Origin of the sequence: Streptomyces sp. NPDC051211, assembly GCF_040689505.1 — a bacterium.
Taxonomy (GTDB): domain Bacteria; phylum Actinomycetota; class Actinomycetes; order Streptomycetales; family Streptomycetaceae; genus Streptomyces.
Window position 1 is genome coordinate 56,310 of record NZ_JBFBAV010000033.1, and the last position, 24,209, is coordinate 80,518.

Consider the following 24,209-nt stretch of genomic DNA (forward strand, 5'->3'; position numbering starts at 1 on the left):
CAGTTCGCTCCTCGCTGAATTTCTCTTCTGGCCCGGTTGGGCGCAGGGGTGGCTCGGTTGCCCGTCAGAGGGTACCGAGGCCTGGTAGAGCCGATGCAACGCCACCCTCGTCCTTCATCAGCCTAATGCAGATACGCACGGGTGTTCGATCCCTCGTTGGAGTGAAGCAAACATCACGTTCCCTTCCGCGCATGAACCATTTAGGGTTCGGGCACGTCCTCATGCACAACCGGCACTCACGCCGGGGAGGATCGAACCTGCTACACGCACTGACAAGCAACGCGAAACCGTAAAGCAACGCAATACGGCTCCTTCGCCGCCAACCGGCAGCAGCCGGCCAGCTTCGGAAGGAAGTTTCGAGGAAAAGCCGCGAGCGGGAACGTTTTCGGCCTGGTTGGATGTTGACCCTGGTACGACAGCTCGTCGAGCTAGAGAAGAGGCGACGTGACTACTGTTCTGACCCCCGCGACCCCGCTGACGGCCGCTGACCGATGCGACCGTTGCGGCGCCCAGGCATATCTGCGCGTCGTCCTGATGAGCGGCGGTGAACTGCTCTTCTGCGCCCACCACGGACGCAAGTTCGAGCCGGAACTCAAGAAGATCGCCGCGGAAATACAGGATGAGACTGAGCGGCTCACGGCCGCTCCGGCCAGCGCCGCCGACACCGAGGACCGCTGACACTCGCATCCCGACGAGCCAGGACCGGCCAGGCCGGTCGACGGGCGGTACCCCTGTGACCCAGGGGTACCGCCCGTCCTCGTTCCGTCCCGGCCCGCTCCGGCCGGGTTTCCCCGGCCGCGGCAGGCTCAGTCCGCCGCCAGGCCGGTGAGCGGGGCGATTTTCGTATAGACGCCCGGGCTGTCCGCCCGCCCGCAGCCGCGTCCCCAGGACACCAGTCCGATGAGCCGGCCCCCGGCCACCAGCGGCCCGCCGCTGTCCCCCTGGCAGGCGTCCTTGCCGCCCTTGTCGGCGCCGGCGCACACCATGGCCTCCGGCAGGTACCGCCCGTCCGCGTCCCCCGGATACGCTTCCCGGCAGACCTCGTCCGACAGCACCGTCACCCCGGCGGCACGCAGCCCGTAGGCGTAGTCGCCGAACCCGCTGGTATCGCCCCAGCCGTATACGAGCGCCTCGGTGCCGGCTGTGTAGGCCGGATCCCCCGGCCCGGCCATCGGGACCACGTAGCGTGCCGGTACGGCTTCACCGAGTTCCAGTACGGCGAGATCCCCGGCGTTGGTCACCGGGTCGTACTCCGGATTCACCCGGGACCCGCGCACCGCGATCTCCCGGCCGTCCTCCGCCAGCAACTCGGTGCGGCCGATGATCACGCGCAGGTCGCGTACGGATTCGACCGGGCCGCCGAGCACCTGGCGGCCGAGGCAGTGCGCCGCGGTCAGCACCTTGGTCGGGGCGACGATCACACCCCCGCAGAACTGGCCCGCCCGCGTACCCCCGAACCGGTCACGGCTGGAGAGTGCCACCACCCACGGGCTGTCGGCGGCCTTGACCGGTTTTCCACCGATCACCACGCCGTCCGCGGGGGCCTGCCGCGCTTGGGCAAGGGGTATGACGGCCGCTGCTGCTGCCAGGGTCATTGCGCCCGCCAGGACACGGGCGAGGGGACGACGCATTGGGCCTCCTGACTCCGAGTGTGTATGACTCCACTCAGAGTGGGATGCCCGGTGGCCGCGCGCACCCGCGCGGCCACCCGCGTACGCTCTCCCGCCGCTCCCGCGCGGCCGGTCCGCCGACTGCTAGTCGAGGTAGTCGCGCAGCACCTGGGACCGGGACGGGTGGCGCAGCTTCGACATGGTCTTGGACTCGATCTGGCGGATCCGCTCCCGGGTGACCCCGTAGACCTTTCCGATCTCGTCCAGGGTCTTGGGCTGGCCGTCGGTGAGCCCGAAGCGCATGGAGACCACGCCGGCCTCGCGCTCGCTGAGGGTGTCCAGCACCGAGTGCAGCTGTTCCTGCAGGAGCGTGAAGGAGACGGCGTCGGCCGGGACGACCGCCTCGGAGTCCTCGATGAGGTCGCCGAACTCGCTGTCGCCGTCCTCGCCCAGCGGGGTGTGCAGGGAGATCGGCTCGCGGCCGTACTTCTGGACCTCGATGACCTTCTCCGGGGTCATGTCGAGTTCCTTGGCCAGCTCCTCCGGGGTGGGCTCGCGGCCCAGGTCCTGGAGCATCTGGCGCTGCACCCGGGCCAGCTTGTTGATCACTTCGACCATGTGCACCGGGATGCGGATGGTGCGGGCCTGGTCGGCCATGGCGCGCGTGATCGCCTGCCGGATCCACCAGGTCGCATAGGTCGAGAACTTGTAACCCTTGGTGTAGTCGAACTTCTCGACGGCGCGGATCAGACCCAGGTTGCCCTCCTGGATCAGGTCCAGGAACAGCATGCCGCGGCCGGTGTAGCGCTTCGCCAGGGAGACCACCAGGCGGAGGTTGGCCTCCAGCAGGTGGTTCTTGGCCCGGCGGCCGTCCTCGGCGATGATCTCGAGCTCGCGCTTGAGCTTGGGGGCCAGCTTGTCGGAGTTGGCCAGCTTGTCCTCGGCGAACAGGCCCGCCTCGATCCGCTTGGCCAGCTCGACCTCCTGCTCGGCGTTGAGGAGGGGGACCTTGCCGATCTGCTTGAGGTAGTCCTTGACCGGGTCGGCGGTGGCACCGGCAACCGCCACCTGCTGGGCCGGGGCGTCGTCCTCGTCGTCGTCGGAGAGCACGAAGCCCTTGGTCTCGCCGGTTTCTTCCTCTTCGCCCTCGCCCGCCTTGACCGCGCCGGGCACCTCGTCGGGGGTTTCCTCGTCGCCGGGCTCGTCGGTGGTCTTCGAGGCCGCCGTCTTCTTCGCCGCGGTCTTCTTCACGGCGGTCTTCTTGGCGGGCGCGGCCTTCTTGGCCGCCGTCTTCTTGGCCGCTGCCTTCTTGGCGGGCGCGGTCTCGGTTCCGGTCTCTTCCGCGAGCGCGTCTGCGGCGGCGTCCGGTTCCGCCGGGCGTGCCTCCGAGGCGGCGGCCGCCGTCGTCCGGGCCGCGACGGTCTTGGTGGCCGTCCGCTTGGCAGGGGCCTTCGCTGCGACGCTCTTGCGGCTGCGCTTGGGTGACTCCGCGGCACTGACCATCAGCGTCACACCCTCTTCCTCGAGGATCTGGTTGAGGCTGCGCAGAACATTCTTCCACTGGGATTGAGGAATCTGGTCAGCCTCGAAGGCCCGACGCACGTCATCGCCGGCGATCTGCCCCTCGGCCTTGCCCCGCTCGATGAGCGCCATCACAGAATCGGACTCGGCGATCTCCGGCGGGAGCGTACGGGATGTGCTGGCCGACACGAACAACCTCTCGGAACGATGGAAACGGCTTCCGACCCCGGTCTGGTGCTGGACCGGAGCCGACGACCACCGACAGGGATGGGCCGGCGGCGCGGGCAGGGGCCGGGGAGCTGCACAGCACCCGGTACGGCTGCTGTATTCCCTCCGTCGGCCATCACCTCTTAGGTCATCGCGCAACCTCGCGGAGCGTTACGCCCAATCTTCGTGGCCCGAATCACACCGCTCGCTCGGCAAGCGTCCCGACGGTCCTGTCGCCGGGCCCTCCCGGCCCGGCGACAGGCGGTTTTTCCCGCATCCCAGCACCCCCGCGCGCACCTGCAGGTCAGTGCTCGCGCGGTGCGGGGACCACGCGCTCGACCTCCGGATGAACCGTCAGCAGCTGGCGCATCGCGTTCTCGGCTCCGGTGGCGTCCCCGGCGGCGAGGGCCTCGACGATGCGGGCGTGGTGCGCCACGCAGGTCTCGCCGGGCCGGTCGCAGGCGGTGACCGGGCTGCCGGAGACCTGGAGGGCGGCGGAGACGATGCCGGAGAGGTGCTCCAGCATGCGGTTGCCGGCGACCTGGATGAGCAGGGCGTGGAACTCGTTGTCGGCGCGCGAGAACGTGATCGCGTCGCCCTGGCCGAGGGCGTGGCCCATGATCTCGACCATGTCGGCCATCCGCTGCTGGATGTCCTGGCGGCCGTGGCCGGCGGCGAGCCGGGCGGCCAGCGGCTCGATGGTCCAGCGGAGCTCGTTGAGCTCGCGGCGCTGGTCGTCGCGCTGCGGGCCGAAGGCCCGCCACTCGATGATGTCGGGATCCAGGAGGTTCCAGTCCGCGACCGGACGGACCCGGGTGCCGACGTTCGGGCGGGCGCTGACGAGGCCCTTGGCCTCCAGGACCCGGAGCGATTCGCGGACGACCGTGCGGGAGACCTCGAAGCGCTGGCCGATCTCCTCGGGCACCAGCGGGCGGTCGGCGCCGAGGTCGCCGGAAACGATCATCTGGCCGAGCTGCTGGACGAGTTGGCCGTGCAGGCCTCGGCCGCGGCTGCCTGCCGCGCGTCGGCCGACCCGGCTCAACTCGACGTCGGCTCCGTCCCAGTGGGGCGCGCCGACGCGGTCGGTGCCGGGGGCCTCCGCGTACGGGTAGCGATCGAGTTCGCCCGGGCCGGCGAGGCCGGTGTCGGCGTGGCGGGCGGCGGTCATCATGGTGTGCGCAAGGGTACTCACGAATCCTTTGTCGGCCGCGCCCGGAGGACCCTTGAGGTCTTTGGTGAAAAGCACACGAAAGGGTGATCAGTGCCACCTGCGCAATTGACGCCTTATCGTAAGGAATCGATCACCACCGGACGCGGCCGCGCAGACCGGTGAATCCGTAGGCGCACAGCAGGACCGTCAGGGACAACACCAACGCGGTTCCGACGGGTTGGGTCATGACCCGCAGGGCCCCGAGGACCAGCCGGTCCGCCTCCGGCGGCCACTGCGCGAAGGTCAGACCGCGCAGCCGGGACGCGAGTCCGGAAGCCGGGTAGGCGGACGGCCCGTCCAGGGCCTTGCGTACGAGCGGTACGACCAGCACCGGTACGGCGAGTACGGCGGCCATCCCGGCGGAGGCCGACCGGAACACCCCCGAGGCGAGGACTCCGGCCCAGGCGCAGCCGATCAGCAGCCCCGCCCAGCTCGCCGCCGGGGAGATCCACTGCGCCGGGGCCCGCAGCGGGCCGTGGTCGAACACGAATTTGAGGGCGGCCGCGTCGGCGGTGACCGCGAGGGCGCCCAGCAGCAGCGCGAGGCCGGCGCAGACCCCGAGCTTGGCGAGGAGCAGCCCCATCCGGCGCGGGACGGTGCCGCGGTCGGCGGCGAGCGCGGGATAGCGGTACTCCTCGCCGAAGGCGAGCGCGCCGAGCAGGCCGGCACCGAGTGCGGCCGGTGGCAGCGGCAGCAAGGCCGGCCAGGCGGCGAGCAGCCGGTGCTGCGGGGTGTGCCCGGCCCGGGCCAGGAACAGCGCGGTGACCACGGAGACCGCGACCACGGTCGCCGCCGTGAGCACGGGGGTGGCGGTGCCGAAGACGCGGCGCAGCTCGTAGCGCAGCGGCCGCAGCGGGCCGCCGACCCGGCGCACGGCCGACGGGGGCCGCCCGGACCGGGCGCGCGCGGGCCGGTCGGCCGTCTCGGGGCCGGCCTCCGCTCCGGCCGGGGCCGGAGCGGCGGGGGCTCCGGTGTCTCCGGTCTCGTCGGCGAGCTGGTGGACCAGCACGCCGTGCCGGAAGGCGGCTTCGCCGATCTCCGCGCAGCTGCTGCCGTAGACGGACAGCCGGCTGCCGCTCTCCTCGACGATCTCCACCGGCCGGCGGTCGGCTCGCGCCTCGCGGCCCAGTACGTCGGCCAGCCGGGCGGCGTGCGGGGTGCGCACGGCGACCCGCGGGCGCAGCCGGGTCCGGGCGAACTCGGAGGCGTCCTGGTCGGCCACGAGCCGGCCGGCCTGGATGCTGACGACCCGGTCGGCGGCGCGGGCGGCCTCCTTGGGGTCGTCGGTGGTGAACAGCACCGCACCGCCGAGGGCGGCATGGCTGCGCAACAGTCCGTGCATCCAGTTCTGTTCGCGGGGCGAGAGCCCCGCGGCCGGCTCGTCGAGCAGCAGGGTGCACGGGTCGGCGAGCAGCGCCGCGGCGAGTCCGACCCGGCGGTCCATGCCGAGCGAGAGCGAGCCGAGCCGCTGGTCGCGCAGGCCCGCGATGCCGACGACCTCGAGCATGGCGTCCGCCCGGGAGGCGGGCACCCCGGCGGCGGCGCACAGCATCCGCAGCTGGTTGCGGACGGTCCGGGAGGGGTGCCCCGGGACGTCACCGAGGAGGACGCCCACTTCGCGCCCCGGGTGCGGGATGCGGTGGAGGGGGCGGCCGCGGAAGTAGGTGACGCCGCGTCCCGGTTGGAGTTCGAGCATGAGCCGGAGGGCGGTGGTCTTGCCCGACCCGGGCTCGCCGAGCAGGGCGGTCACCCGCCCGGGACGGGCCTCGAAGGTGAGGTCGTCCACGGCGGGCGGGTCGTCGCGGCGGGGTGCACTGGTGAGTCCGATGGCCTGGAGCATCGCTTCTCTCGCGGGAGGTGAGACCGCTCGGCGGCAGAGTGAGTACCGCCATCAAGATAACGCGATATGTCCGATTTTCGGCGCAACGGCTCCGGCTTGGTGTCGGACCGTCAGACTTCCGGGCGCAGCATCGGCGGATTGAGGAGGGTCGCCCCGCCGGCCCGGAACAACTGGGCGGGGCGCCCGCCCTGACGGGTGGTCGTACCCCCGGCCGGCACCAGGAACCCGGGGGTCCCGGTCACCTTGCGGTGGAAGTTCCGCGGATCGAGGGCCACGCCCCACACCGCCTCGTAGACCCGCCGCAGCTCGCCGACGGTGAACTCGGGCGGGCAGAAGGCGGTGGCGAGCGAGGAGTATTCAATCTTCGAGCGGGCCCGCTCGACGCCGTCCGCGAGGATCGTGGCGTGGTCGAAGGCGAGGGCCGCGGAGGTCTCGCCCTCGGGGGCGAGGAGTTCGCCGACCGGGGCCCAGCGCGCACTGTTGGCGTCGCCGCCGGCCCGGGGGGCCGGGAGGTCCGGGGCCAGCACCAGGTGGGCCACGCTGACCACCCGCATCCGGGGGTCCCGGTGGGGATCTCCGTAGGTGGCGAGCTGCTCGAGGTGTGCTCCGTTGCCGGCGCCTGGATCGGCGGGGTCGTGGGCGCAGAGTCCGGTTTCCTCGGAGAGCTCGCGTGCGGCGGCGGCGGCCAGGTCCTCGTCCCCGCGCACGAAGCCGCCGGGCAGCGCCCACCGCCCCTGGAACGGCTGCTCACCCCGCCGGACCACGAGCGCGCAGAGCGCGTGGCGCCGCACGGTGAGCACGACCAGGTCGACGGTGACGGCGAAGGGCGGGAAGGCCGACGGGTCGTAGGGCGACATGCCGCGATCATAGTCGTCTGCCTGACGATAAACAGTGCTTTGGCGGTACGGACCGCGGCCGCCCGCAGGCGACCCGCCCTACGTCGCCAGTTGCAGCGCATCGGCGGCCTCCTCCACCATGCCCAGGCCCAGCCGGCTGACCCGGACGGCGAACGGCTGACCGGCCACCCGAAGGCCGGAGAGCCTCAGGGCGCCGAGCGGCGCACTGCCGAGCGGGGCGAGCGCGACCGTGCCGGCGGGTGCGTCGGGGCGGATCCCGGCCAGCGCGGCGAGCGCGTGGATCCCGGCGGCGGCCGCCACCGAGGCGGGTCGGCAGGCCGCCGGGTGCGGCAGCGGTGCGCTGCCCGCGGTCCGCTGCTCGGCCGCGTACATCTCGGGCAGCCGGTACGCGAAGGTCTCGGCCGCGTCCAGCAGGCCGCGGAGCAGCCCCGCGGCTTCCTTCTCGAACCCGGCGGCGGCCAGCCCGGCGATCGCGACGGCGCTCTCCTGTGGGCGCACGGACCCGGAGTGGTGGCCGAACGGGTTGTGGCCGGGCTCCCGCACCGCCATGCTGCGCAGCCCCCATCCGGAGTCCATCGTCGGGGCTCCCAGCAGCCGGGCGAGCTGTTCGGTGCGTACGGGATCGAGCAGCCCTGGGGCGAGCCGACCGCCGCCCAGCAGTCCGGTGTCGAGGAGGTGCGCGGCGGCTCCGGTCAGCCGGGGCAGCGGCCGCCCGTCCGGGTGCAGGGCGGCGGCCGGCCGGCCGCCGGAGGGGCCGTCGCCGTCGATCCAGAACCGTGCCCGGAACCGGCGCCTGAGAGCCTCCGCCCAGTCCTGCCATTCCTCGGCCCCGGGGCGCCCGCACTCGGCCAGCAGGTCGGCGCCGAGCAGGGCGGCCCGGTGGGCGTGGGCTTGTGTCTCGGAGCGGCGCGGTCCCGGGTCTGGGTCGGCCAGGAAGCCGTCCTCTCCGAGGTTGGCCCGCAGCCAGTCCAGGCACCGCTCGGCGGCCGGCAGCAGCTCCGCCAGTTCCTCCTCGGCCAGGCCCCAGCGGCGGGCCTCGGCGAGGACGGCGGGGAAGGCGAGCGTGGCCTCGGTGCCGGTGCACCCGGGCGGCAGCTGGGGTCCGGCACCGCGGAGCGGGCCGGGGATCTTCCCCGCCTCCGGCCCGCGGCCGCCGGTCTGGGTGCGGGCGAGGACGCGGAGGGTGGCGACGGCGAGCCCGGTTCCCAGGGGCAGCGCCATGCGGGCGGCCCACAGGGACTCGGCGGGGGCGATTCCCAGGCGCCAGGGCACTCCGGCCGCGGCGAAGGCGTCGGAGGGTTGTCCGGGGTCCCTCAGGAGCAGCGCCCGGAGGTCGTCCAGGCTGGTCCGGAACCAGGCGTCGACCCGCGGATCGTCTCCCTCGGCTCTCGCCTCTGCGAGCGGGTTCGCCACTTGCCCGGCGGGCGCCCGGGCGGTGCGGTGCTGCACGGTGCGCAGCTCGATGGTGCGGGCCTCCCCCGGCCCGAGGTCCAGCTGCCAGCGCAGCAGCCCGGCGGAGGCGACCGCATCGTCCGGTGGGGGCTCGGCGGTGGTGACCGCCTGGGCGCCGCCGGAGCTCCAGCGTAGTCCGGAGGTGTGCACCCCGGCGGGCACCTCGGGTCCGGGACTTCCGGAGGCGACGGCGGCCAGGTCGGCCAGGTCGGTGCCGAGGGTGATCTCGACCGGCAGCCGGTGCCGGCGGGCGGTGAAGTTGCGCAGGGTGATCCGCTCGGTGCCGTCGGCGTGCCGGACCCGTTCGACGCCGATGTCGGGGTCCGGGCCGACCTCCGCGCCGGTGCGGACGGTGGCGGTGAACCCGGCCCGGTCGGCGCCCAGGCTGCGGCCCTGCACGGCGACCGGATCGCGCCCGGCAACCCGCAGCAGGCAGCGGGAGAGCAGTCGGCGCCCGGAACGGTAGATGCCGTCGAGTCCGCGCCCGGTGAGCTGGCCGTGCTCCGGGGAGATCGCCAGGCAGGGCGCGGCCACGCAGATGACGGCGCCGTGCACCGGCGGCAGTTCGGTCCGGCGGGCGGGGGGTACGGGGTGAGCCATGCGTCGGGCTGCCTTGTCTGCCGGGGCTGCGCTCGGGACGGGTCCGCTGGGGCGGCCGCGCGGCCGGGCCGCCGCCACCGCATGGCTGAACGCCCCCGACCCCGCCCGGGTCACGGCCGCCGCCTGCGGCGCCCACCGGTTGCGCACCCGGACGGCGGCCCGGGGACGGCCGGGGTGCCGCCCGGCGACTGCCCCGCCCGCGCCGGCCGCCGCACGGCAGACAGCCCGGGCCACGATCCGGGCCACCATCGTGGTGGCCCGGGTGACCGCCGTGGTGACCCGGGCGACCGCCGTGGTGACCCGGGCGACCGCCGTGGTGACCCGGGTGACCGCCGTGGTGGCCCGGGTGACCGCCGTGGTGGCCCGGACGGAGGCGGTCGGCCGTCGGCCGTGCCGCCCGGCACGACCGAACTCACCGACCCGACTGATCCGGCCTACCCGACCGATCGGGTCGCCCCGGCCGACCCGGCCCGTTCTACCGGGTCCGCGGCTCCGCTCCATCCGGTCGGCACGGTGGGTCCGGTGAGCCCCGGACGGCCCCTCCGTGCCGCTGGTCCGGCCGACCCCGACGGTGCCGCAAGGCGGCCGCGGCCGGCGGGTGGGCTTCACTGTTCGCTCCCGGCCGTGCGGCGGGTGCCCCGACGGGAGGACTTGGGGCGGCGTCCCGCCGGGCGGGACAGGGACGGGCGCTTGCGCCGCGGTTCGCGGCGGCGGCGTTCCTCCCGCAGGCAGTGCCGCAGCCCCTCCGGGTCGATCCCCTCGTTGCAGGCGCGGTGGAGCAACTGTGCGAAGCGGTATTCGGCGTCGGCCCGCAACGCCAGGGAGAGGGCGATCCGGGCGGTCGGCTCGTCGCCGGTGGACCAGGAGACCCAGCCGGCCAGGGTGAGCGGGGCCGCCGCGTGTTCTCCGTAGGCGCCGACGCAGCGGCGGGCCAGGGCCCGCCAGAGCCGCAGGGCGGGGCCGGCTTCCTCGTCCTCCATCCATTCCGCCGCGATGTCCCGGATCTCCCGGTCCTGGAGGCCCAGGATGAGCGAGGCGGCCTCGTCGTGGCCGAGTAGGGCGTCGTCCCAGTCGTCGGCCGCCGGGCCGCCCTCCGCGGGCGGGGCGAGGGTCAGCCGGCGCATCAGGGTCCGGGCCAGGGCGAGGGTCTCCGCGCCGACCTCCTCCCGGGTGGCGCCGTCGAGGATCCTCGGCACCAGTGCGGTGGCGGCGCGGTCCAGCGCCCGTGTCTGTTCTTCGGCGACCGGCCCGCGCAGGGGCTTCAGCCGACCCTCGATGTCCTTCAGCGTGCCCCGGACGTGGAGCCCGGCGTAGGTCGCCGCGGCCGCCATCACCGAGGTACCGGGGGCGGCCAGCGCGTTCCCCTCGGCCGGGCAGCAGCGGGGGTCGGGGCAGCAGTAGGACCAGTACCGGCCGCCGGAGATGCAGAGCGCCTCCAGGACCGGCACGTCCAGGGCTCCGCAGGCCAGCCGGATCCGCTGGGCGAACGGCCGGAGCCTGGTCATGACCCGCTGGGCGCTCTCGCCCTCCGCCGGATCCTGGCAGAGGAACACGACGATGCCGTCGGGCTTGCCGCCGCGCCGCTCGCTGCCCTGGACGAGGCAGTCCGCGACCTGGCGGGCCGTGTCCTCCCATTCCGCCGGGGTGGTGGGGAGGCCGACGCGCAGCCGGCCGCCGAAGCGGCCGCCCTCGCCGTGCACGGCGACCATGACGAGGGAGTCGTTGGGGTGGAAGCCGACCATGTACGGCAGCGCATCGGCCAGTTCGGCCGGGCTGCGCAGGGTGATCTGGGGGCCGTCGGTCGGCCGCGGGGACCTGATGGGTTCTTGGTTCTTCGTCATGGCTCGACGGTCCCGGTCCAGGGCCCACCCCCGAAACCCCTGTGGACAACCACCGGCATATGCCAGCACCTCTTACGGCTTTCAACATCCACAGGCGTGGTGGCCGATGGCGCGATGTCCGACCCATCGGGTTGCATGGGGGCATGAACGCAGACCTGAGGTCCTCGGCCGATTCCGTACTCGCCCGCCTCGTCGGTGACCCGACGGGCACCGCACGGCTGCGCGAGGACCAGTGGCGGGCGATCGAGGCACTGGTCGCGGACAAGCGGCGGGCGCTGGTGGTGCAGCGCACGGGCTGGGGCAAGTCCGCGGTGTACTTCGTGGCCACCTCCCTGCTGCGGGCGGCCGGTGCCGGCCCCACGGTGATCGTTTCGCCGCTGCTCGCGCTGATGCGCAACCAGGTGGAGGCGGCCGCCCGGGCCGGAATCCACGCCCGCACCATCAACTCCGCCAATCCGGAGGAGTGGGAGACCATCCAGGCCGAGGTCGCGGCGGGCGAGGTCGATGTGCTGCTGGTCAGTCCCGAGCGGCTGAACAACCCCGACTTCCGCGACCAGGTACTGCCGAAGCTCGCCGCGGCCACCGGCCTGCTGGTGGTGGACGAGGCACACTGCATCTCCGACTGGGGGCACGACTTCCGCCCGGACTACCGCCGGCTGCGGACGATGCTGGCGGACCTCCCGCCGGGAGTGCCGGTGCTCGCGACCACGGCCACCGCGAACGCCCGGGTCACCGCCGACGTCGCCGAGCAGCTGGGCACCGGCGCCGGCACGGACGCGCTGGTGCTGCGCGGCCCGCTGGACCGCGAGAGCCTCAGCCTCGCGGTCCTCACGCTGCCCAGCGCTGCGCACCGGCTGGCATGGCTCGCCGACCACCTGGGCGAGCTGCCGGGTTCGGGGATCATCTACACCCTGACGGTGGCCGCGGCCGAGGAGGTGACGGCCTATCTGCGCCACCGCGGGCACACGGTGGCCTCTTACACGGGCCGGACGGAGAACGCGGACCGGATGCAGGCCGAGGAGGACCTGCAGGCCAACCGGGTCAAGGCTCTGGTGGCGACCTCGGCCCTGGGCATGGGCTTCGACAAGCCCGACCTGGGATTCGTGGTGCACCTCGGTTCCCCCTCCTCGCCCATCGCCTACTACCAGCAGGTGGGCCGCGCCGGCCGTGGCGTGGAGCACGCGGAGGTCCTGCTGCTGCCGGGCAAGGAGGACGAGGCGATCTGGCAGTACTTCGCTTCCGTGGCCTTCCCGCCCGAGGAGCAGGTGCGCCGGACCCTGGACGTGCTGGCGCAAGCGGGCCGGCCGCTGTCGCTGCCCGCGCTAGAGCCGCTGGTGGATCTGCGGCGCACCCGGCTGGAGACCATGCTCAAGGTCCTCGACGTGGACGGCGCGGTGCACCGCGTCAAGGGCGGCTGGACCTCGACGGGCGAGCCGTGGGCCTACGACGCCGAGCGGTACGCCTGGGTGGCCCTCCAGCGGGCCGCCGAGCAGCAGGCGATGCGGGAGTACGCGCAGAGCACGGGGTGCCGGATGGAGTTCCTGCGGCGCCAGTTGGACGACGAGGGGGCCGAGCCGTGCGGCCGCTGCGACAACTGCGCGGGGGCCCGGTTCACGGCAGACGTGTCCACGGCCGCCCTGGACACGGCGCGCGGGGAACTGGGCCGGCCCGGGGTCGAGCTGGAGCCGCGCCGGATGTGGCCCACCGGCCTGGCAGCCGTCGGGGTGGACCTGAAAGGCCGGATTCCGGCCGGAGAACAGGCGGCGACCGGCCGGGCGCTGGGGCGGCTGTCCGACATCGGCTGGGGCAACCGGCTGCGCCCGCTGCTGGCACCGCAGACGCCGGATCAGCCGATTCCGGACGATGTCGCCCAGGCGGTGGTGGCAGTGCTCGCCGACTGGGCGCGGGGGCCGGGTGGTTGGGCCTCGGGCGCGTCAGACGCGCCCGCGCGACCGGTGGGAGTGGTCGCCCTGCCCTCCCGCGGCAAGCCGCAGTTGATCGGCTCGCTGGCCGCGCGGATCGCGGAGGTCGGACGGATTCCGCTGCTCGGTGCGCTCTCGTACACCGGCCAGGTACCGGAATTCGGGCTGCCGTCCTCGAACAGTGCGCAGCGGGTGCGGGCCCTCCACCAGTCGTTGACCGTGCCCCCGGCATTGGCGGAGACACTGGTGGAGGCCTCGGGCCCGGTACTGCTGGTGGACGACCGTTCGGAGAGCGGCTGGACGCTGGCCGTGGCGGCCCGGCTGCTTCGGCGGGCGGGAGCGAAGGAGGTGTTCCCGCTGGTACTCGCGGTTCAGCCGTAGCGGAATGCGTCATCCTCGGCTCGACTGGGCAAGGATATGAACGGCATACCAGCCAATTCCGGTCGGCTGGGCCAATTGCTCGTTGCCGCGCGCTGATTGGCCACGCGAGAATTGGAGGGCTCCCGCTCGGCTCGTCGGCACTCCCCAGGGCCGCGCTGCGGCGCGCCGTCACCCAGCCGTGCCCGGACACGGGCGTGTACCCGAAGGGAGGACCGTGACCTTCGGATTCGCCCCGCCCACGAGCACGTCCATGGCGGCGGCCGGCAAGGGTGTCAGCAGGCACGGCAGACTGCTGGAGCCCGCCGAATGGACGTCCGCCGGTATTCCGCTGCTGCGCAATCCGCGCGAGGTGGTCAGCGGCCTGCATTCACGCCACGCCCCGGTGCCCGGGGTTGCGGTGATCGCCGTACTCGGCCCCGAGGACCGTCTGGTGGCCAGCGCCTCCTTCACCCAGCGGTCGACCTCGGCGGACGGCTGGGAGTACCGCAACGCGCTGCTGGCCCGGCTGCGCCGGGTGATCCCGCACGACCTGCGCCGGCGGACCCCGGTCCGGACGGCGGTGCTGCTCTACTGCCGGGACGGCGACGAGCGGTGGACCGAGGAGGACGGGGCGTGGATGTGGGGGCTGCGGGACGCCTGCACCCTGCACGGGCTGCGCTGCGGCGCGTACATCACGCTGACCCGTGACGGCTGGCAGGTGCTGGGCGAGGGCCGCGGCGGCCGACGGCCCGGTTCGGACTCGAAGCCGGTCGGGCTCGGCGACATCGTGACGGACCCGGTCCCGCTGACCCTGCGCACGGGCGGCGGCGCGGCCGAGACGCTGCGCCGTACCGTCGCGCGCTGACGGCGGCCGGCCGAACGCCGGCCCGCCGAGCACACACCACGCACCACACACCGCGCACCGCGCAGCAGCCAACTGCCGGACGGCGCCAAGCCGCGGACGGGCGTACGGACACGGCACGGTGGGACCTGTGGTGCGACCCGGGGGCGGGCTTCAGCGGGGCCGGCCCATGGCCTGCCCCGCCCCTTGCCCGCTCCCCCTTGCGTGGGTACGGGGCGTCAGACGCCCGCGCCCAGCACGGAGTTGATCTGCTCCGGGTCGCCGCACACGATCAGCAGCGCACCGGCACGCGCCAGTGCGACCGGCAGCGCGCGGGCGGCCGATTCCAGCGCACCGCCGTTGGCCGCGAAGACCACGACGGGACGGCCGGCGGCCCGCTCGACCTGCGCGGCGTCCGCGTAGAACACGTCGTCGCGGGCATCGTGCTGGGCCCAGTAGGCGGTCTCACCGAAGGACAGCTCGTGCGCGGCCCACGGGTGCGGGTCGCCGGTGGTGAGCACCAGGATGTCGCCGGGCGCCCGGCCGGTGTCGAGCAGCAGGTCGACGGCCTCTTCGGCGGCGTCCAGGGCGCCCTCGGCCGAGGCCGGGATGAGCTGGATCTGCGGCACCGCGGCGGAAACCGAGGGGGCTGCGGGGGTGGTGGCGGGGGCAGGTCCGGGGGTGGCGGCTCGCTGCACGGGCGGAGCGGGCCGGACGGGACCGGGGCGCCCGGGCCGCGGTACTGCGGCGGGACGCGGACCAGGTACAGGGCGGGGGGTCTGCGCGGTGCGGCTCGCGGCCGGGGTGACGCGGGGACCCTGGGCACTCTCGTGAATCTGAGGCTCCTCGGGGATGAGAGGCATGAGTTGATGTCTATCAAACACCGGTACGAAACGTACCGGTGGGTGGCACGTGGGCGCGATCAGAAATCGAAGCCGAGCTGGCCTCCGTTTTCCAGATCCAGTGACTCCTCGCTGCGGCGGAACTTCTTGAGATGCCGCCACTGGGGCAGCCCGTCCATGTACGACCAGGAAAGCCGGTGGTACGGGGTGGGCCCCAGTTGCTGAAGTGCCGCCCGGTGCACGGGCGACGGGTATCCGGCATTGGCCGCGAAGGCGAACTCCCGTATTCCGCCGTCGGGTTCGCCGAGTTCGGCCATCATCCGGTCACGCCGGACCTTGGCGATCACCGAGGCCGCGGCGACGGCGACGCAGGACAGGTCGCCCTTGATCACCGTACGGACCCGCCAGGGAGCGCCGAGGTAGTCGTGCTTGCCGTCGAGGATCACCGCGTCGGGCCGGACCGGCAGGGCCTCCAGGGCCCGCACCGCGGCGAGCCGGAGGGCGGCGGTCATGCCGAGTTCGTCGATCTCTTCCGGGGAGGCGTGGCCCAGGGCGTGGGCGGTGACCCAGCCTTCCAGTACCTCGGCCAGCTCATCGCGCCGTTTGGGGGTGAGGAGCTTGGAGTCGGTGAGTCCTTCGGGCGGCCGGCGCAGGCCGGTGATCGCCGCGCACACGGTGACGGGGCCGGCCCAGGCCCCTCGCCCGACCTCGTCGACCCCGGCGACGATCCTCGCGCCGGTGGTTGCACGGAGGGAGCGTTCGACGGTGTGGGTGGGTGCTTCGTACGGCATGGCGCCAGCAAGCGTACGCCGCTCCACGGCGCCTGCGACACCCCGGGCCGGGTCCGGCTCACCTTCTGAGCAGCGGCACCAGCACCCGGTCGACGAATTCCTCGATGTCCGAGTCCTCCCATTCGCTCCCGCACACCTTTGTCCGGTACATCATCATCGCCGGAATGACGTCGGCGACGAAGGCTCCGGTGGCGTCGGGGCGGACATCCCCTCGCTCGATTCCGCGCTCGGCGAGCACCTGGAACAGGCGGCCGGAGGGCTCCAGGAAGACGGTACGGATGATGTCCTGGAAGCCGGCAGAGCTGGAATCGTCGCATTCGTGAAGAACGGACCTGAGGGCCTGCCCGGGCCGCGAATGCATCACATCGCGCATGCTTCGAACGAGCAACCCCAGGTCACCACGGATCGATCCCGTGTCGGGGATCCCGCTCAGCGGGGGCAGTGAGGCCCGCAGGGCATCGGCGACGAGCTCGGCCTTGGAGGACCAGCGCCGGTAGACGGCGGCCTTGCCGGTGTGCGCGCCGCCGGCCACGCCCTCCATGGTGAGGGCGTTCCAGCCGACCTCGCAGAGCTGCTCGATGGCGGCGTCCACGATCGCCTGCTCCAGTTCGGCACCGCGCCGACGCGCCGGACCCACCACCGCCCCACACCTCCACCGTCGTACAGATTTTCAGCTTAGTGAACGCTTGAGTTCCTTAAGGCGGTCATTTTACGGTGGGCATTCAGTGAACGATCACGTTCACTATTTTCACTTGGGGGATCAGCAGTGACACCAACACCCCTGACCACAGCCCGAATACCGGGGACTGCCCGCCGCGCCGGACGCCCTGGAGTGGCCCTCACCGTCATCGCCGCCTGCCAGCTCATGGTGGTCCTCGACGCGACCATCGTGAACATTGCCCTGCCCCACATCCAGACCGCCCTGAGCTTCTCCACCACCGACCTCTCCTGGGTGGTCAGCGCCTACACCCTCACCTTCGGCGGCCTGCTGCTGCTCGGCGGCCGGGCTGGCGACATCCTGGGCCGGCGCCGCGTCTTCCTGGCCGGGATCCTGCTGTTCACCCTGGCCTCCCTGCTCGGCGGCTTCGCCCAGGAGCCCTGGCAACTGCTGGCCGCCCGCGCCCTCCAAGGGGTCGGCGGCGCCATCGCCTCCCCGACCTCCCTCGCGCTGATCACCACGACCTTCCCGGAAGGCCCCGAGCGGAACCGGGCCTTCGGGGTGTTCGCCGCCGTGTCCGCCGGCGGCGGCGCGATCGGCCTGCTCGCCGGCGGCATGCTCACCGAATGGCTCGACTGGCGCTGGGTCCTCTTCGTCAACGTGCCGATCGGCGTGCTGATCGCGGTGCTCACCCCGCTGTACATCAACGAGTCCGAACGCCACCCCGGCCGCTTCGACTTCGCCGGCGCGATCACCTCCACCGGCGGCATGGCCTCGCTCGTCTACGGGTTCATCCGCGCCTCCGAAGAGGGCTGGCGGGACACCGTGACGCTGGGCTCCTTCGCCGCCGCCGTCCTCCTGCTGGGCCTCTTCGCGCTCGTCGAATCACGGGCCGCCGAGCCGATCACACCCCTGCGGATGTTCGCCCAGCGCAACCGGGCCGGCACCTACCTGATCATGCTCAGCCTCGCCGCCGCGATGTTCGGCATGTTCTTCTTCATCGTCCAGTTCGTGCAGAACGTCCTGGGCTACTCCCCCATCCGGTCCGGCCTCGCCTTCCTCCCGGTGACCGCCGTGATCATCATCGCCGCCGGGCTGTCCCAGCAGCTCCTGCCGCGTCTCGGACCGAAACCCTTCATGGTGACCGGCGCCGCCCTCACCGGGGCCGGCCTGATCTGGCTCACCTTCCTCGACACGGACAGCTCCTACCTGTCCGGAGTCTTCGGCCCGATGCTGCTGTTCGGCTTCGGCATGGGCCTGAACTTCGTCACCCTCACCCTGACCGCCGTCTCCGGGGTCGCCCCGCACGAGGCGGGCGCGGCATCCGGACTGCTCAACGCCAGCCAGCAGGTGGGTGGCGCGCTCGGCCTGTCCATCCTGGTCACCGTCTTCGGCACGGCCGCGCGCGGCGAGACCGAGAAGCAGCTGCCGGGCTTCCTCGCCCAGGCCACGCCCGCCCAGCAGGAAGTCTTCGACAAGACCGGCATGATGCCCGGACCGGCCGGCCACGCGGTGCTCACCGAAGGCATCTCCACCGCGTTCGTCGCGGGCGCAGCCATGGCCCTGCTGGCACTGCTGACCGCCGTGCTGGTGATCCGGGTGCGCAAGAGCGACCTCGAGGCCCTCAGCGGCTCGTCGGCGGGCGCCGGTCCGGCCGCCGGGTAGCCGCGGCTCCCACCTGCGGACTTCGGGTACGGGCCGCGCGTACGGACGATGCGTACGCGAGGCCCGCACACCGAACAGGGCCCACGGGCCGGTCCATCCGGCAGATCAGCACTCGCTCCGGTCCGTCAGTGCTCCGGTCGGTCAGTACTCGCTCCGGTCCGCGAAGGTGCCCAGCCGCGAGCAGACCTCGTACGAAGCCGTCACCGGCCGCTCCCGGAGGATCCGCTTCGCCCGGTGCTCGCCCAGACTGATGGCGTACCAGGGAGTCCGTCCGCGGTCGGCCAGCTCGTCGTTGATGCCGCGCAGCGCGCACGACCGGTGCGGCTCGGGCAGCCGGTCCAGGGCCGGCACCGCATCCGCCGACAGGGTCTGGAAGTAGGCCAGGTCGATCACCTTGTCCGTGCCGCGGCCCGTGCCCCCGCCCGTCGCTGCGCCCTTGTCCGCGGACTGCTGGAAGCGGCTCACGTTCCGCTCCGCGATCAGCCCGTCCGGGGAGGCCAGCCCGAAGACCAGTACGGCGGCCCCGGCGCTCGCCATGACCGCGCGCGGCAGCCAGCGCGCGCCGAACACCCCGGCCGCGATGATCAGTACGATCACCAGCCCGAGCCACAGCTCCATCGCCGCGACGGACAGCCGCAGCCGGGTCAGCCCGTACGCGTCCACGTAGAGGTCCATGCGCCGCAGCGCGGAGGCGACCACGACGAGGGTCAGCACGCACAGCGCGCCCAGCACCCCGCGCACCAGCCGCTTGTCACCGGGGCCGGACCGGGGCGCCCAGCGCAGGGCGAGGGCGATCACCACGAGGGTCAGCAGGGTGGCCCACAGCAGCTGCCAGAACCCCTGCCGGGCGTATTCGGCGTAGCTGAGCCCGGTGCTCTCCAACACCTTGTCGTAGCCGCCGAACAGGACCGCCAACTGCACCGCGATGAAGCCGGCGAAGAGCAGGTCGAGCACGATCAGCGGAAAGGCCCATTCGACCCGGGAGCGCGGCTTGCCCGGGGCGATCCGGATCCGGTCCCAGCGCAGCGGGGCCGCGGCGGCCCGGGCCGCGGCGAGCGCGACCAGGCCGCCGAGCAGGAAGAGCAGGACCCGCATCGGCCCGTCCTCGACGGACACGTCGGGCGTCAGTCCGCCCAGCAGATCGGCGAACGCGGCATCGGCGGAGGCGAACAGCGCGCCGAACAGGACCAGCAGGACCAGCGCCACTCCGGCCGCCTTGACCAGCGGCCACCAGCGGTCCCGGCTGCCGCCGCCGCGGGCGCGCAGGCCGGTCCAGGCCCACAGGACACCGGTCGGCGCGGCGTCGAAGAAGCCGAGCGGGCTGAGCAGGACACCGGGCCAGGTGCGGCTGCCGTAGAGCGCGAGCGCGCCGAGACCGATGGCCGCGAACAGGGCGAGGACGGAGGGCCAGCCGGCGTCCCGCAGGGCGGGTACGGCCAGCAGGGCGAGGCAGCCGAGGGCCCAGACCAGGCTCCAGGGGCGCGCCTTGCGGCCGGCGGCCCGGGCGGCGACGTACGCGGCGGCCACGGCCGGCCCGGCGGTGATCAGCAGTCCGGCCCCGAGGCCGTCGCCGAGCAGCAGGGCGGCGGTCAGGGCGGTCGCGAGGACCGCCCACAGCGTGGCGGTGCGGACCGGTGCCGGGTCGGCGGGCCGGATGACGGTGGCCCAGCCGGGCTGCGCCGGAGGCCGCCCGGCGTGCTGCGGCGTCCGCCACGCCTGCGGAACCTGCTGGGCCTGATGCCCCTGTTGCGGCTGCTGCCCCTGCTGCGGCTGCCGGACCTGCTGCGGCGCCGACTGCACAGGCTGGACCGGCTGAACCGACTGCGCCTGCTGAACCGGCTGCCCCTGCTCAACCGGCCGGTCCTGCTCAACCGGCCGGTTCTGCCCAACTGGCTGGTTCTGCTCAACCGGCTGGTCCTGCTCAACCGGCCGGTCCTGCTCGACCGGCTGGACGCGCGCCGCCTCGTTCTCGGGCTGTTCCGGCATCGGGTTCCCTCCCTCCTCGGCCGCCCGGGAATGGATCAGTCCGGGCGGCGAAGCGGTCAGAGTAGGCCGGTGACGTGCGGATTCAGCCAGTCGGCGGCCGCCCTGTGGCAGGACCGTGACAAAAGAATCCGCACAGCGGGACGAGCGGGGGACGGCCTCAGGCCTTCGGCTCCGGCAGCCAGGCCGGAAGCGCCTCCGTCTGGGACACCCAGGCCGCCGGAAGCACCTCTTCCCCGCGCGCGCCCAGCACCCCGCCGACGATCGCGCAGGTCGTGTCCATGTCCCCGCCCACCTGGGCCGTGGTCCAGAAGGCCTGCTCGTAGTCGGTCAGCGACCGGGCCGCCGACCACAGCGCGAAGGGGACCGTGTCGTGCGCGGTGGTGCGCCGCCCGCAGCCGAGCACGGCCGCGACCGTCGTCGCGTTGCCGTAGTCCAGCATGTCCCGCGCCCGGCGCAGGCCGGCACCGACCGCACTGCGCGGCACCAGCGCGATCACTCCGTCCAGCAGCTCGGCCGGCTTGGGCGGCCCGTCCGGGGCCGCTGCGAGGGCGGCCGCCGCCGCCACGGCCATCGCCCCGCACACCGCCTCACGGTGCTGGTGGGTGGTGTACGAGGAGATCTCCGCCTGGTGGGTGGCCTGCTCGGGGTCGTCGGCGTACCAGGCGCCGAGCGGCGCGATCCGCATGGCCGCGCCGTTCCCCCACGAGCCCTGTCCGTTGAACAGTGCGGCGGCCAGCGTGCGCCAGTCCTCGCCCTCCCGGATCAGCCGGAGCATCCGGTTCACGGCGGGTCCGTAGCCGCGGTCGAAGTCGTGGTGGCGGGCGAAGGACGCGGCCAGCGCGTCCTGGTCGATCCGGTGGTGCTCGGCGAGCACCGCGACGACCGAGCAGGCCATCTCGGTGTCGTCGGTCCACTGCCAGGGGCCGGACGGCAGCTCGCGCCGCTTGAGCAGCGGGTAGTTCGCGGGGACGAAGAACTGGGAGCCCAGGGCGTCACCCACCGCCAGTCCGCGCAGGCTGGCCAGGGCGCGTGCGAAGCGCCGGTCGGGAGAGGAGTCAGGGGTCATCGCGGGCAACTCTAGCCGTCCAGGTCATAAGGCTCGGGTGTGGTCCACCGCTCAAACGGGCGGTCCATCCGGTAGCGCCCGTCCTCCCCCAGCCCGAGGATCCGGAATTCGCCGTTTCCGGGATTGGAGAGGCATTCGAACTCGGCGACCGACCAGTGGAACCAGCGCATGCAGAACAGCCGCATGGTCAGCCCGTGCGTCACCAGCAGGACGTTCGGCGGATGGTCGGGAGCCTCGAAGCTGCGGTAGAGGCTCTCCAGGAAGGCTCCGACCCGGTCGTAGACGTCCGCTCCGGACTCGCCCTGCGCAAAGCGGTAGAAGAAGTGGCCGTAGGCGTCCCGGTAGGCCTTCTGCAGCCGTACGTCGTCCCGGTCCTGCCAGTTCCCCCAGTCCTGCTCGCGCAGCCTGGGCTCCTCGCGCATCCGCACCCGGGCCGGGTCCAGGCCCAGCCGGTGGAAGGTCTGCAGGGTGCGGCGGTAGGGCGAGACGTACGCGCTGATGTGCTCGTCGCCGAAGAGCTCGCGCAGCCGTTCCCCGGCCGCGGCGGCCTGCCGATGGCCGGTCGGGGTCATCCGCAGCGCGTGGTCGGGCTCCCGTTCGTACACCGTGTCGTCGGCGTTGCCCTCCGATTCCCCGTGCCGGACGAGGACGATGCGTCGTGGTCGTACCATTCCACGACCCTAATCGGACCCCTGCGCGCAAACGACTCCAGCACGCCGGTCATACCGTCGGACCGCCGCCGGCTCATGCGGTCCTGTGGTGTGTCAGGTCAGACCGTCCAGGCGGGTTCGAGGTCGACCACGTCTCCGGTCAGCGCCTCGACGTCGGCCTCGGTCTGGGCGCGCAACGAGAGCCGCTCGACCCGCTCCTGGCGGTACTTGCCGTGCTCGGCTGCCGACCGCCACATGGACAGGACCAGGAACTCCCGGCCCGGCGCCTCGCCGAACAGCCCGCGCAGCATGCCCGGGGACCCGGCCATGGCCGGGTTCCACACCTTCTCCTGCATCAGCGCGAAGTGGTCCACCCGGCCCTCACGCACCCGGGTGTGCGCGACGCGGACCACGTCGGCGTCGGTGAAGCGCGGCTCGAAGCCGGTCTTCACATCGAAGCGGTGGTCGAAGAGCGTGGTGCGCTGCCCGGTGTACGTGCCGTTCTGTGCGGCGGCCAGCCGGTCGTACGAGCGGGCCATGAAGGAGTCGTAGAACGACCGGCTCTCCCAGAACGCGAAAACATGCGCCACCCCCTGTCGTCCCCGGCTCCAGCCACCACCCTGCCCCCGGAATCCCGGCTCACCCGGCAGCCCCGCCCATTTCCGCTGCCCCCGCTCGAACCCGCGTCGATCCGTCACCGTGCAGCGAATCCACTTGACCAGCACCGGGTCATCGTACGGTGCCGGGCCCTGCCCCGGTCAGTCCTCGACCCGGTACGCCCGCAGGAGTTCCTCGGCGTCCCGATCGGGCAGCCGGATCCCGAACTCCCGGTCGAGCAGGCCGATCAGCCCGCCCCGGGTGACGGACTGCCGGTCCTCGCTCCCGTCGGGCAGGAAGCGCACCAGCACGTCCTGGATGACGGCCGTGCGCTGCTCGGCACCCGGCCGCATCGCCACGAGCCGGCCGGTGAAGAAGGAGGCGGGATGGGTGGAGCTGTAGTGGTTCATCAGCCCGAAGTCGACGGGGTGGAACCGCTGCGGGGCGAAGGCGTACAGGTCCCGCCACTCCTCGCCGTCGTGGCGCGAGCGCAGGACGATGACCCCCTCGGCCTCCTTGGCGAGGGAGAAGCGCCAACGGCCCTGGAGCGCCTCGGCACCCGGGCGCAGCGGGAGCGGCTCCAGCAGGCCGTTGGCCCCGAACCCGCAGTCGGCCAGGTACGGTTCGCCCTCGACGGTGACGACGAGGACGGCATGCGTGATGGGCATCAGCACATCCCCCCGCGTCCGGTTGCGGGCACCCCGGCCCGCCACCGCGAAGCCGATCCGGTCCAGGGCTGCGGCGAGCAGCGAGTTGTGCTCGTAGCAGTAGCCTCCGCGGCGGCTGCGGACGAGCTTGTCCTCGAGGCTCTTGACGTCCAGCGCGACGGGGCGGCCCAGCAGGACGTCCAGGTTCTCGAAGGGGATGGCGGCGGTGTGAGCCCGGTGCACCGCGTACAACGTGGGGAGGTCCGGGGCGAGTTCCCCGGTGTATCCGATCCGGTCCAGATAGGCGTCCAGGTCCAGCTCGTCACCATTCCACATGGTTTCCCCCGCGGTGAGACTCCGGGCGTGCGCCTGCCGCACCCCCGCCCAATGATCAACATCATGTGCCAGGAAGGGGCTTCCCGGGGCCCGGACGGGTGATCCTGGCTGCCTGCGGCGCCGGGGGCCGCGCCGCCGCCGTGCACGGCGGCCGCCTCGGGGTGTCATGGCCCCGGACGCCCGGATCCGGGTCGTCCCGCATCACGCCACAGGAGGAAGTGAGCATGTTCGGGAACACCAAGGCATTCAGCGGCTTCGCCGTGAACGATCTCCAGCGGGCCAAGCAGTTCTATACCGAGACCCTCGGACTCCACGTCACGGAGGAGGACGGCATGCTCTTCCTCCACATCGCCGGCGGCCGTTCGATCCTCGTCTACCCCAAGGACGACCACGCCCCGGCGACCTACACGATCCTCAATTTCCCGGTCCCCGACATCGAGGCGGCCGTCGACGCGCTCACGGCCCGCGGAGTCTCCTTCGAGCGCTACCCGCAGTTCAAGTCCGACGAGAAGGGCATCACCCGCGACTCGGGGGGCCCGGCCATCGCCTGGTTCACGGACCCGTCCGGCAACATCTTCTCGGTCCTCCAGGAGGACTGACCCCGGCGTTGTGCGCGGGCGCCGGGGCGCCCTCGGCGTGATCCTCGTCATCGGCAAGCGCGTCGGATTCAAGAAGGACCCGATGCGGCCGCACAGCCTGCCGCTGGTCAT

At 72.8% G+C, this 24,209-nt stretch carries 20 protein-coding genes; 5 read left to right on the forward strand and 15 right to left on the reverse strand.

Features of this window, described 5'->3' with window-relative positions; translation table 11 throughout:
• Positions 1-444: 444 nt before the first annotated feature.
• Positions 445-678 (forward strand): hypothetical protein, encoded by a 234-nt coding sequence (locus tag AB0447_RS26685; RefSeq protein ID WP_366479321.1) that lies wholly within the window; start codon positions 445-447, stop codon positions 676-678.
• A 128-nt stretch (positions 679-806) separates the two neighbouring features.
• Here AB0447_RS26685 and AB0447_RS26690 read toward each other — a convergent pair whose 3' ends face one another.
• The 7 genes from AB0447_RS26690 to AB0447_RS26720 all read right to left on the reverse strand — a co-directional run bounded on the left by AB0447_RS26690 (position 807) and on the right by AB0447_RS26720 (position 11,138).
• On the reverse strand, positions 807-1,631 hold the full coding sequence (locus AB0447_RS26690; RefSeq protein ID WP_366479322.1) for a serine protease: 825 nt from the start codon (positions 1,629-1,631) through the stop codon (positions 807-809).
• Positions 1,632-1,754: 123 nt separating this feature from the next.
• Positions 1,755-3,326 (reverse strand): RNA polymerase sigma factor, encoded by a 1,572-nt coding sequence (locus AB0447_RS26695; RefSeq protein ID WP_366479323.1) that lies wholly within the window; start codon positions 3,324-3,326, stop codon positions 1,755-1,757.
• Between the two features lie 316 nt (positions 3,327-3,642).
• Positions 3,643-4,530 (reverse strand): FadR/GntR family transcriptional regulator, encoded by an 888-nt coding sequence (locus tag AB0447_RS26700; protein ID WP_366479324.1) that lies wholly within the window; start codon positions 4,528-4,530, stop codon positions 3,643-3,645.
• A 109-nt stretch (positions 4,531-4,639) separates the two neighbouring features.
• Positions 4,640-6,388, reverse strand: a complete 1,749-nt coding sequence (locus AB0447_RS26705) for an ABC transporter ATP-binding protein (protein ID WP_366479325.1) — start codon at positions 6,386-6,388, stop codon at positions 4,640-4,642.
• Between the two features lie 110 nt (positions 6,389-6,498).
• Positions 6,499-7,245 carry an NUDIX domain-containing protein gene (locus AB0447_RS26710; protein ID WP_366479326.1) on the reverse strand — a complete coding sequence of 249 codons (747 nt, stop codon included), beginning with the start codon at positions 7,243-7,245 and terminating at the stop codon, positions 6,499-6,501.
• Between the two features lie 78 nt (positions 7,246-7,323).
• Complete coding sequence (locus AB0447_RS26715; protein ID WP_366479327.1) at positions 7,324-9,297, reverse strand: glycogen debranching N-terminal domain-containing protein; 1,974 nt, start codon at positions 9,295-9,297, stop codon at positions 7,324-7,326.
• A 605-nt stretch (positions 9,298-9,902) separates the two neighbouring features.
• Positions 9,903-11,138, reverse strand: a complete 1,236-nt coding sequence (locus tag AB0447_RS26720; protein WP_366479328.1) for a DUF4192 domain-containing protein — start codon at positions 11,136-11,138, stop codon at positions 9,903-9,905.
• A gap of 143 nt (positions 11,139-11,281) precedes the next feature.
• Here AB0447_RS26720 and AB0447_RS26725 point away from each other — a divergent pair, with 143 nt between their 5' ends.
• Complete coding sequence (locus AB0447_RS26725) at positions 11,282-13,441, forward strand: RecQ family ATP-dependent DNA helicase (protein ID WP_366479329.1); 2,160 nt, start codon at positions 11,282-11,284, stop codon at positions 13,439-13,441.
• Positions 13,442-13,655: 214 nt separating this feature from the next.
• Positions 13,656-14,285 (forward strand): hypothetical protein, encoded by a 630-nt coding sequence (locus tag AB0447_RS26730; protein ID WP_366479330.1) that lies wholly within the window; start codon positions 13,656-13,658, stop codon positions 14,283-14,285.
• 215 nt (positions 14,286-14,500) lie between these two features.
• Here AB0447_RS26730 and AB0447_RS26735 read toward each other — a convergent pair whose 3' ends face one another.
• The 3 genes from AB0447_RS26735 to AB0447_RS26745 are packed head-to-tail and all read right to left on the reverse strand — an operon-like array spanning position 14,501 to position 16,534.
• Positions 14,501-15,124, reverse strand: coding sequence for a hypothetical protein (locus tag AB0447_RS26735; protein ID WP_366479331.1), 624 nt, complete (start codon positions 15,122-15,124; stop codon positions 14,501-14,503).
• Between the two features lie 59 nt (positions 15,125-15,183).
• Positions 15,184-15,894 (reverse strand): ribonuclease HII, encoded by a 711-nt coding sequence (locus AB0447_RS26740; RefSeq protein ID WP_366479332.1) that lies wholly within the window; start codon positions 15,892-15,894, stop codon positions 15,184-15,186.
• Between the two features lie 58 nt (positions 15,895-15,952).
• A complete protein-coding gene (locus tag AB0447_RS26745) occupies positions 15,953-16,534 on the reverse strand; it encodes a TetR/AcrR family transcriptional regulator (protein WP_366479333.1) in 582 nt (193 codons plus the stop codon).
• Between the two features lie 126 nt (positions 16,535-16,660).
• Between AB0447_RS26745 and AB0447_RS26750 the strand changes: the two genes are divergently transcribed.
• Complete coding sequence (locus tag AB0447_RS26750) at positions 16,661-18,217, forward strand: MFS transporter (RefSeq protein WP_366479334.1); 1,557 nt, start codon at positions 16,661-16,663, stop codon at positions 18,215-18,217.
• A gap of 141 nt (positions 18,218-18,358) precedes the next feature.
• Here the strand turns inward: AB0447_RS26750 and AB0447_RS26755 are convergent, their stop codons facing one another.
• From AB0447_RS26755 to AB0447_RS26775, 5 genes are all read right to left on the reverse strand, one after another.
• Positions 18,359-20,203 carry a DUF4153 domain-containing protein gene (locus AB0447_RS26755; protein ID WP_366479335.1) on the reverse strand — a complete coding sequence of 615 codons (1,845 nt, stop codon included), beginning with the start codon at positions 20,201-20,203 and terminating at the stop codon, positions 18,359-18,361.
• Positions 20,204-20,360: 157 nt separating this feature from the next.
• Positions 20,361-21,269 carry an ADP-ribosylglycohydrolase family protein gene (locus AB0447_RS26760; protein ID WP_366479336.1) on the reverse strand — a complete coding sequence of 303 codons (909 nt, stop codon included), beginning with the start codon at positions 21,267-21,269 and terminating at the stop codon, positions 20,361-20,363.
• Positions 21,270-21,280: 11 nt separating this feature from the next.
• On the reverse strand, positions 21,281-21,940 hold the full coding sequence (locus AB0447_RS26765) for a histidine phosphatase family protein (RefSeq protein ID WP_366479337.1): 660 nt from the start codon (positions 21,938-21,940) through the stop codon (positions 21,281-21,283).
• 98 nt (positions 21,941-22,038) lie between these two features.
• Positions 22,039-22,644 (reverse strand): YdbC family protein, encoded by a 606-nt coding sequence (locus AB0447_RS26770; RefSeq protein WP_366479338.1) that lies wholly within the window; start codon positions 22,642-22,644, stop codon positions 22,039-22,041.
• A 33-nt stretch (positions 22,645-22,677) separates the two neighbouring features.
• The gene (locus tag AB0447_RS26775; protein WP_366479339.1) at positions 22,678-23,499 is read right to left on the reverse strand and encodes an arylamine N-acetyltransferase; all 822 of its coding nucleotides are present in this window, start codon (positions 23,497-23,499) and stop codon (positions 22,678-22,680) included.
• A 224-nt stretch (positions 23,500-23,723) separates the two neighbouring features.
• Here AB0447_RS26775 and AB0447_RS26780 point away from each other — a divergent pair, with 224 nt between their 5' ends.
• Entirely contained in the window at positions 23,724-24,098 is a 375-nt protein-coding gene (locus AB0447_RS26780) for a VOC family protein (protein ID WP_366479340.1), read from the forward strand.
• The last annotated feature ends 111 nt before the right edge of the window (positions 24,099-24,209 follow it).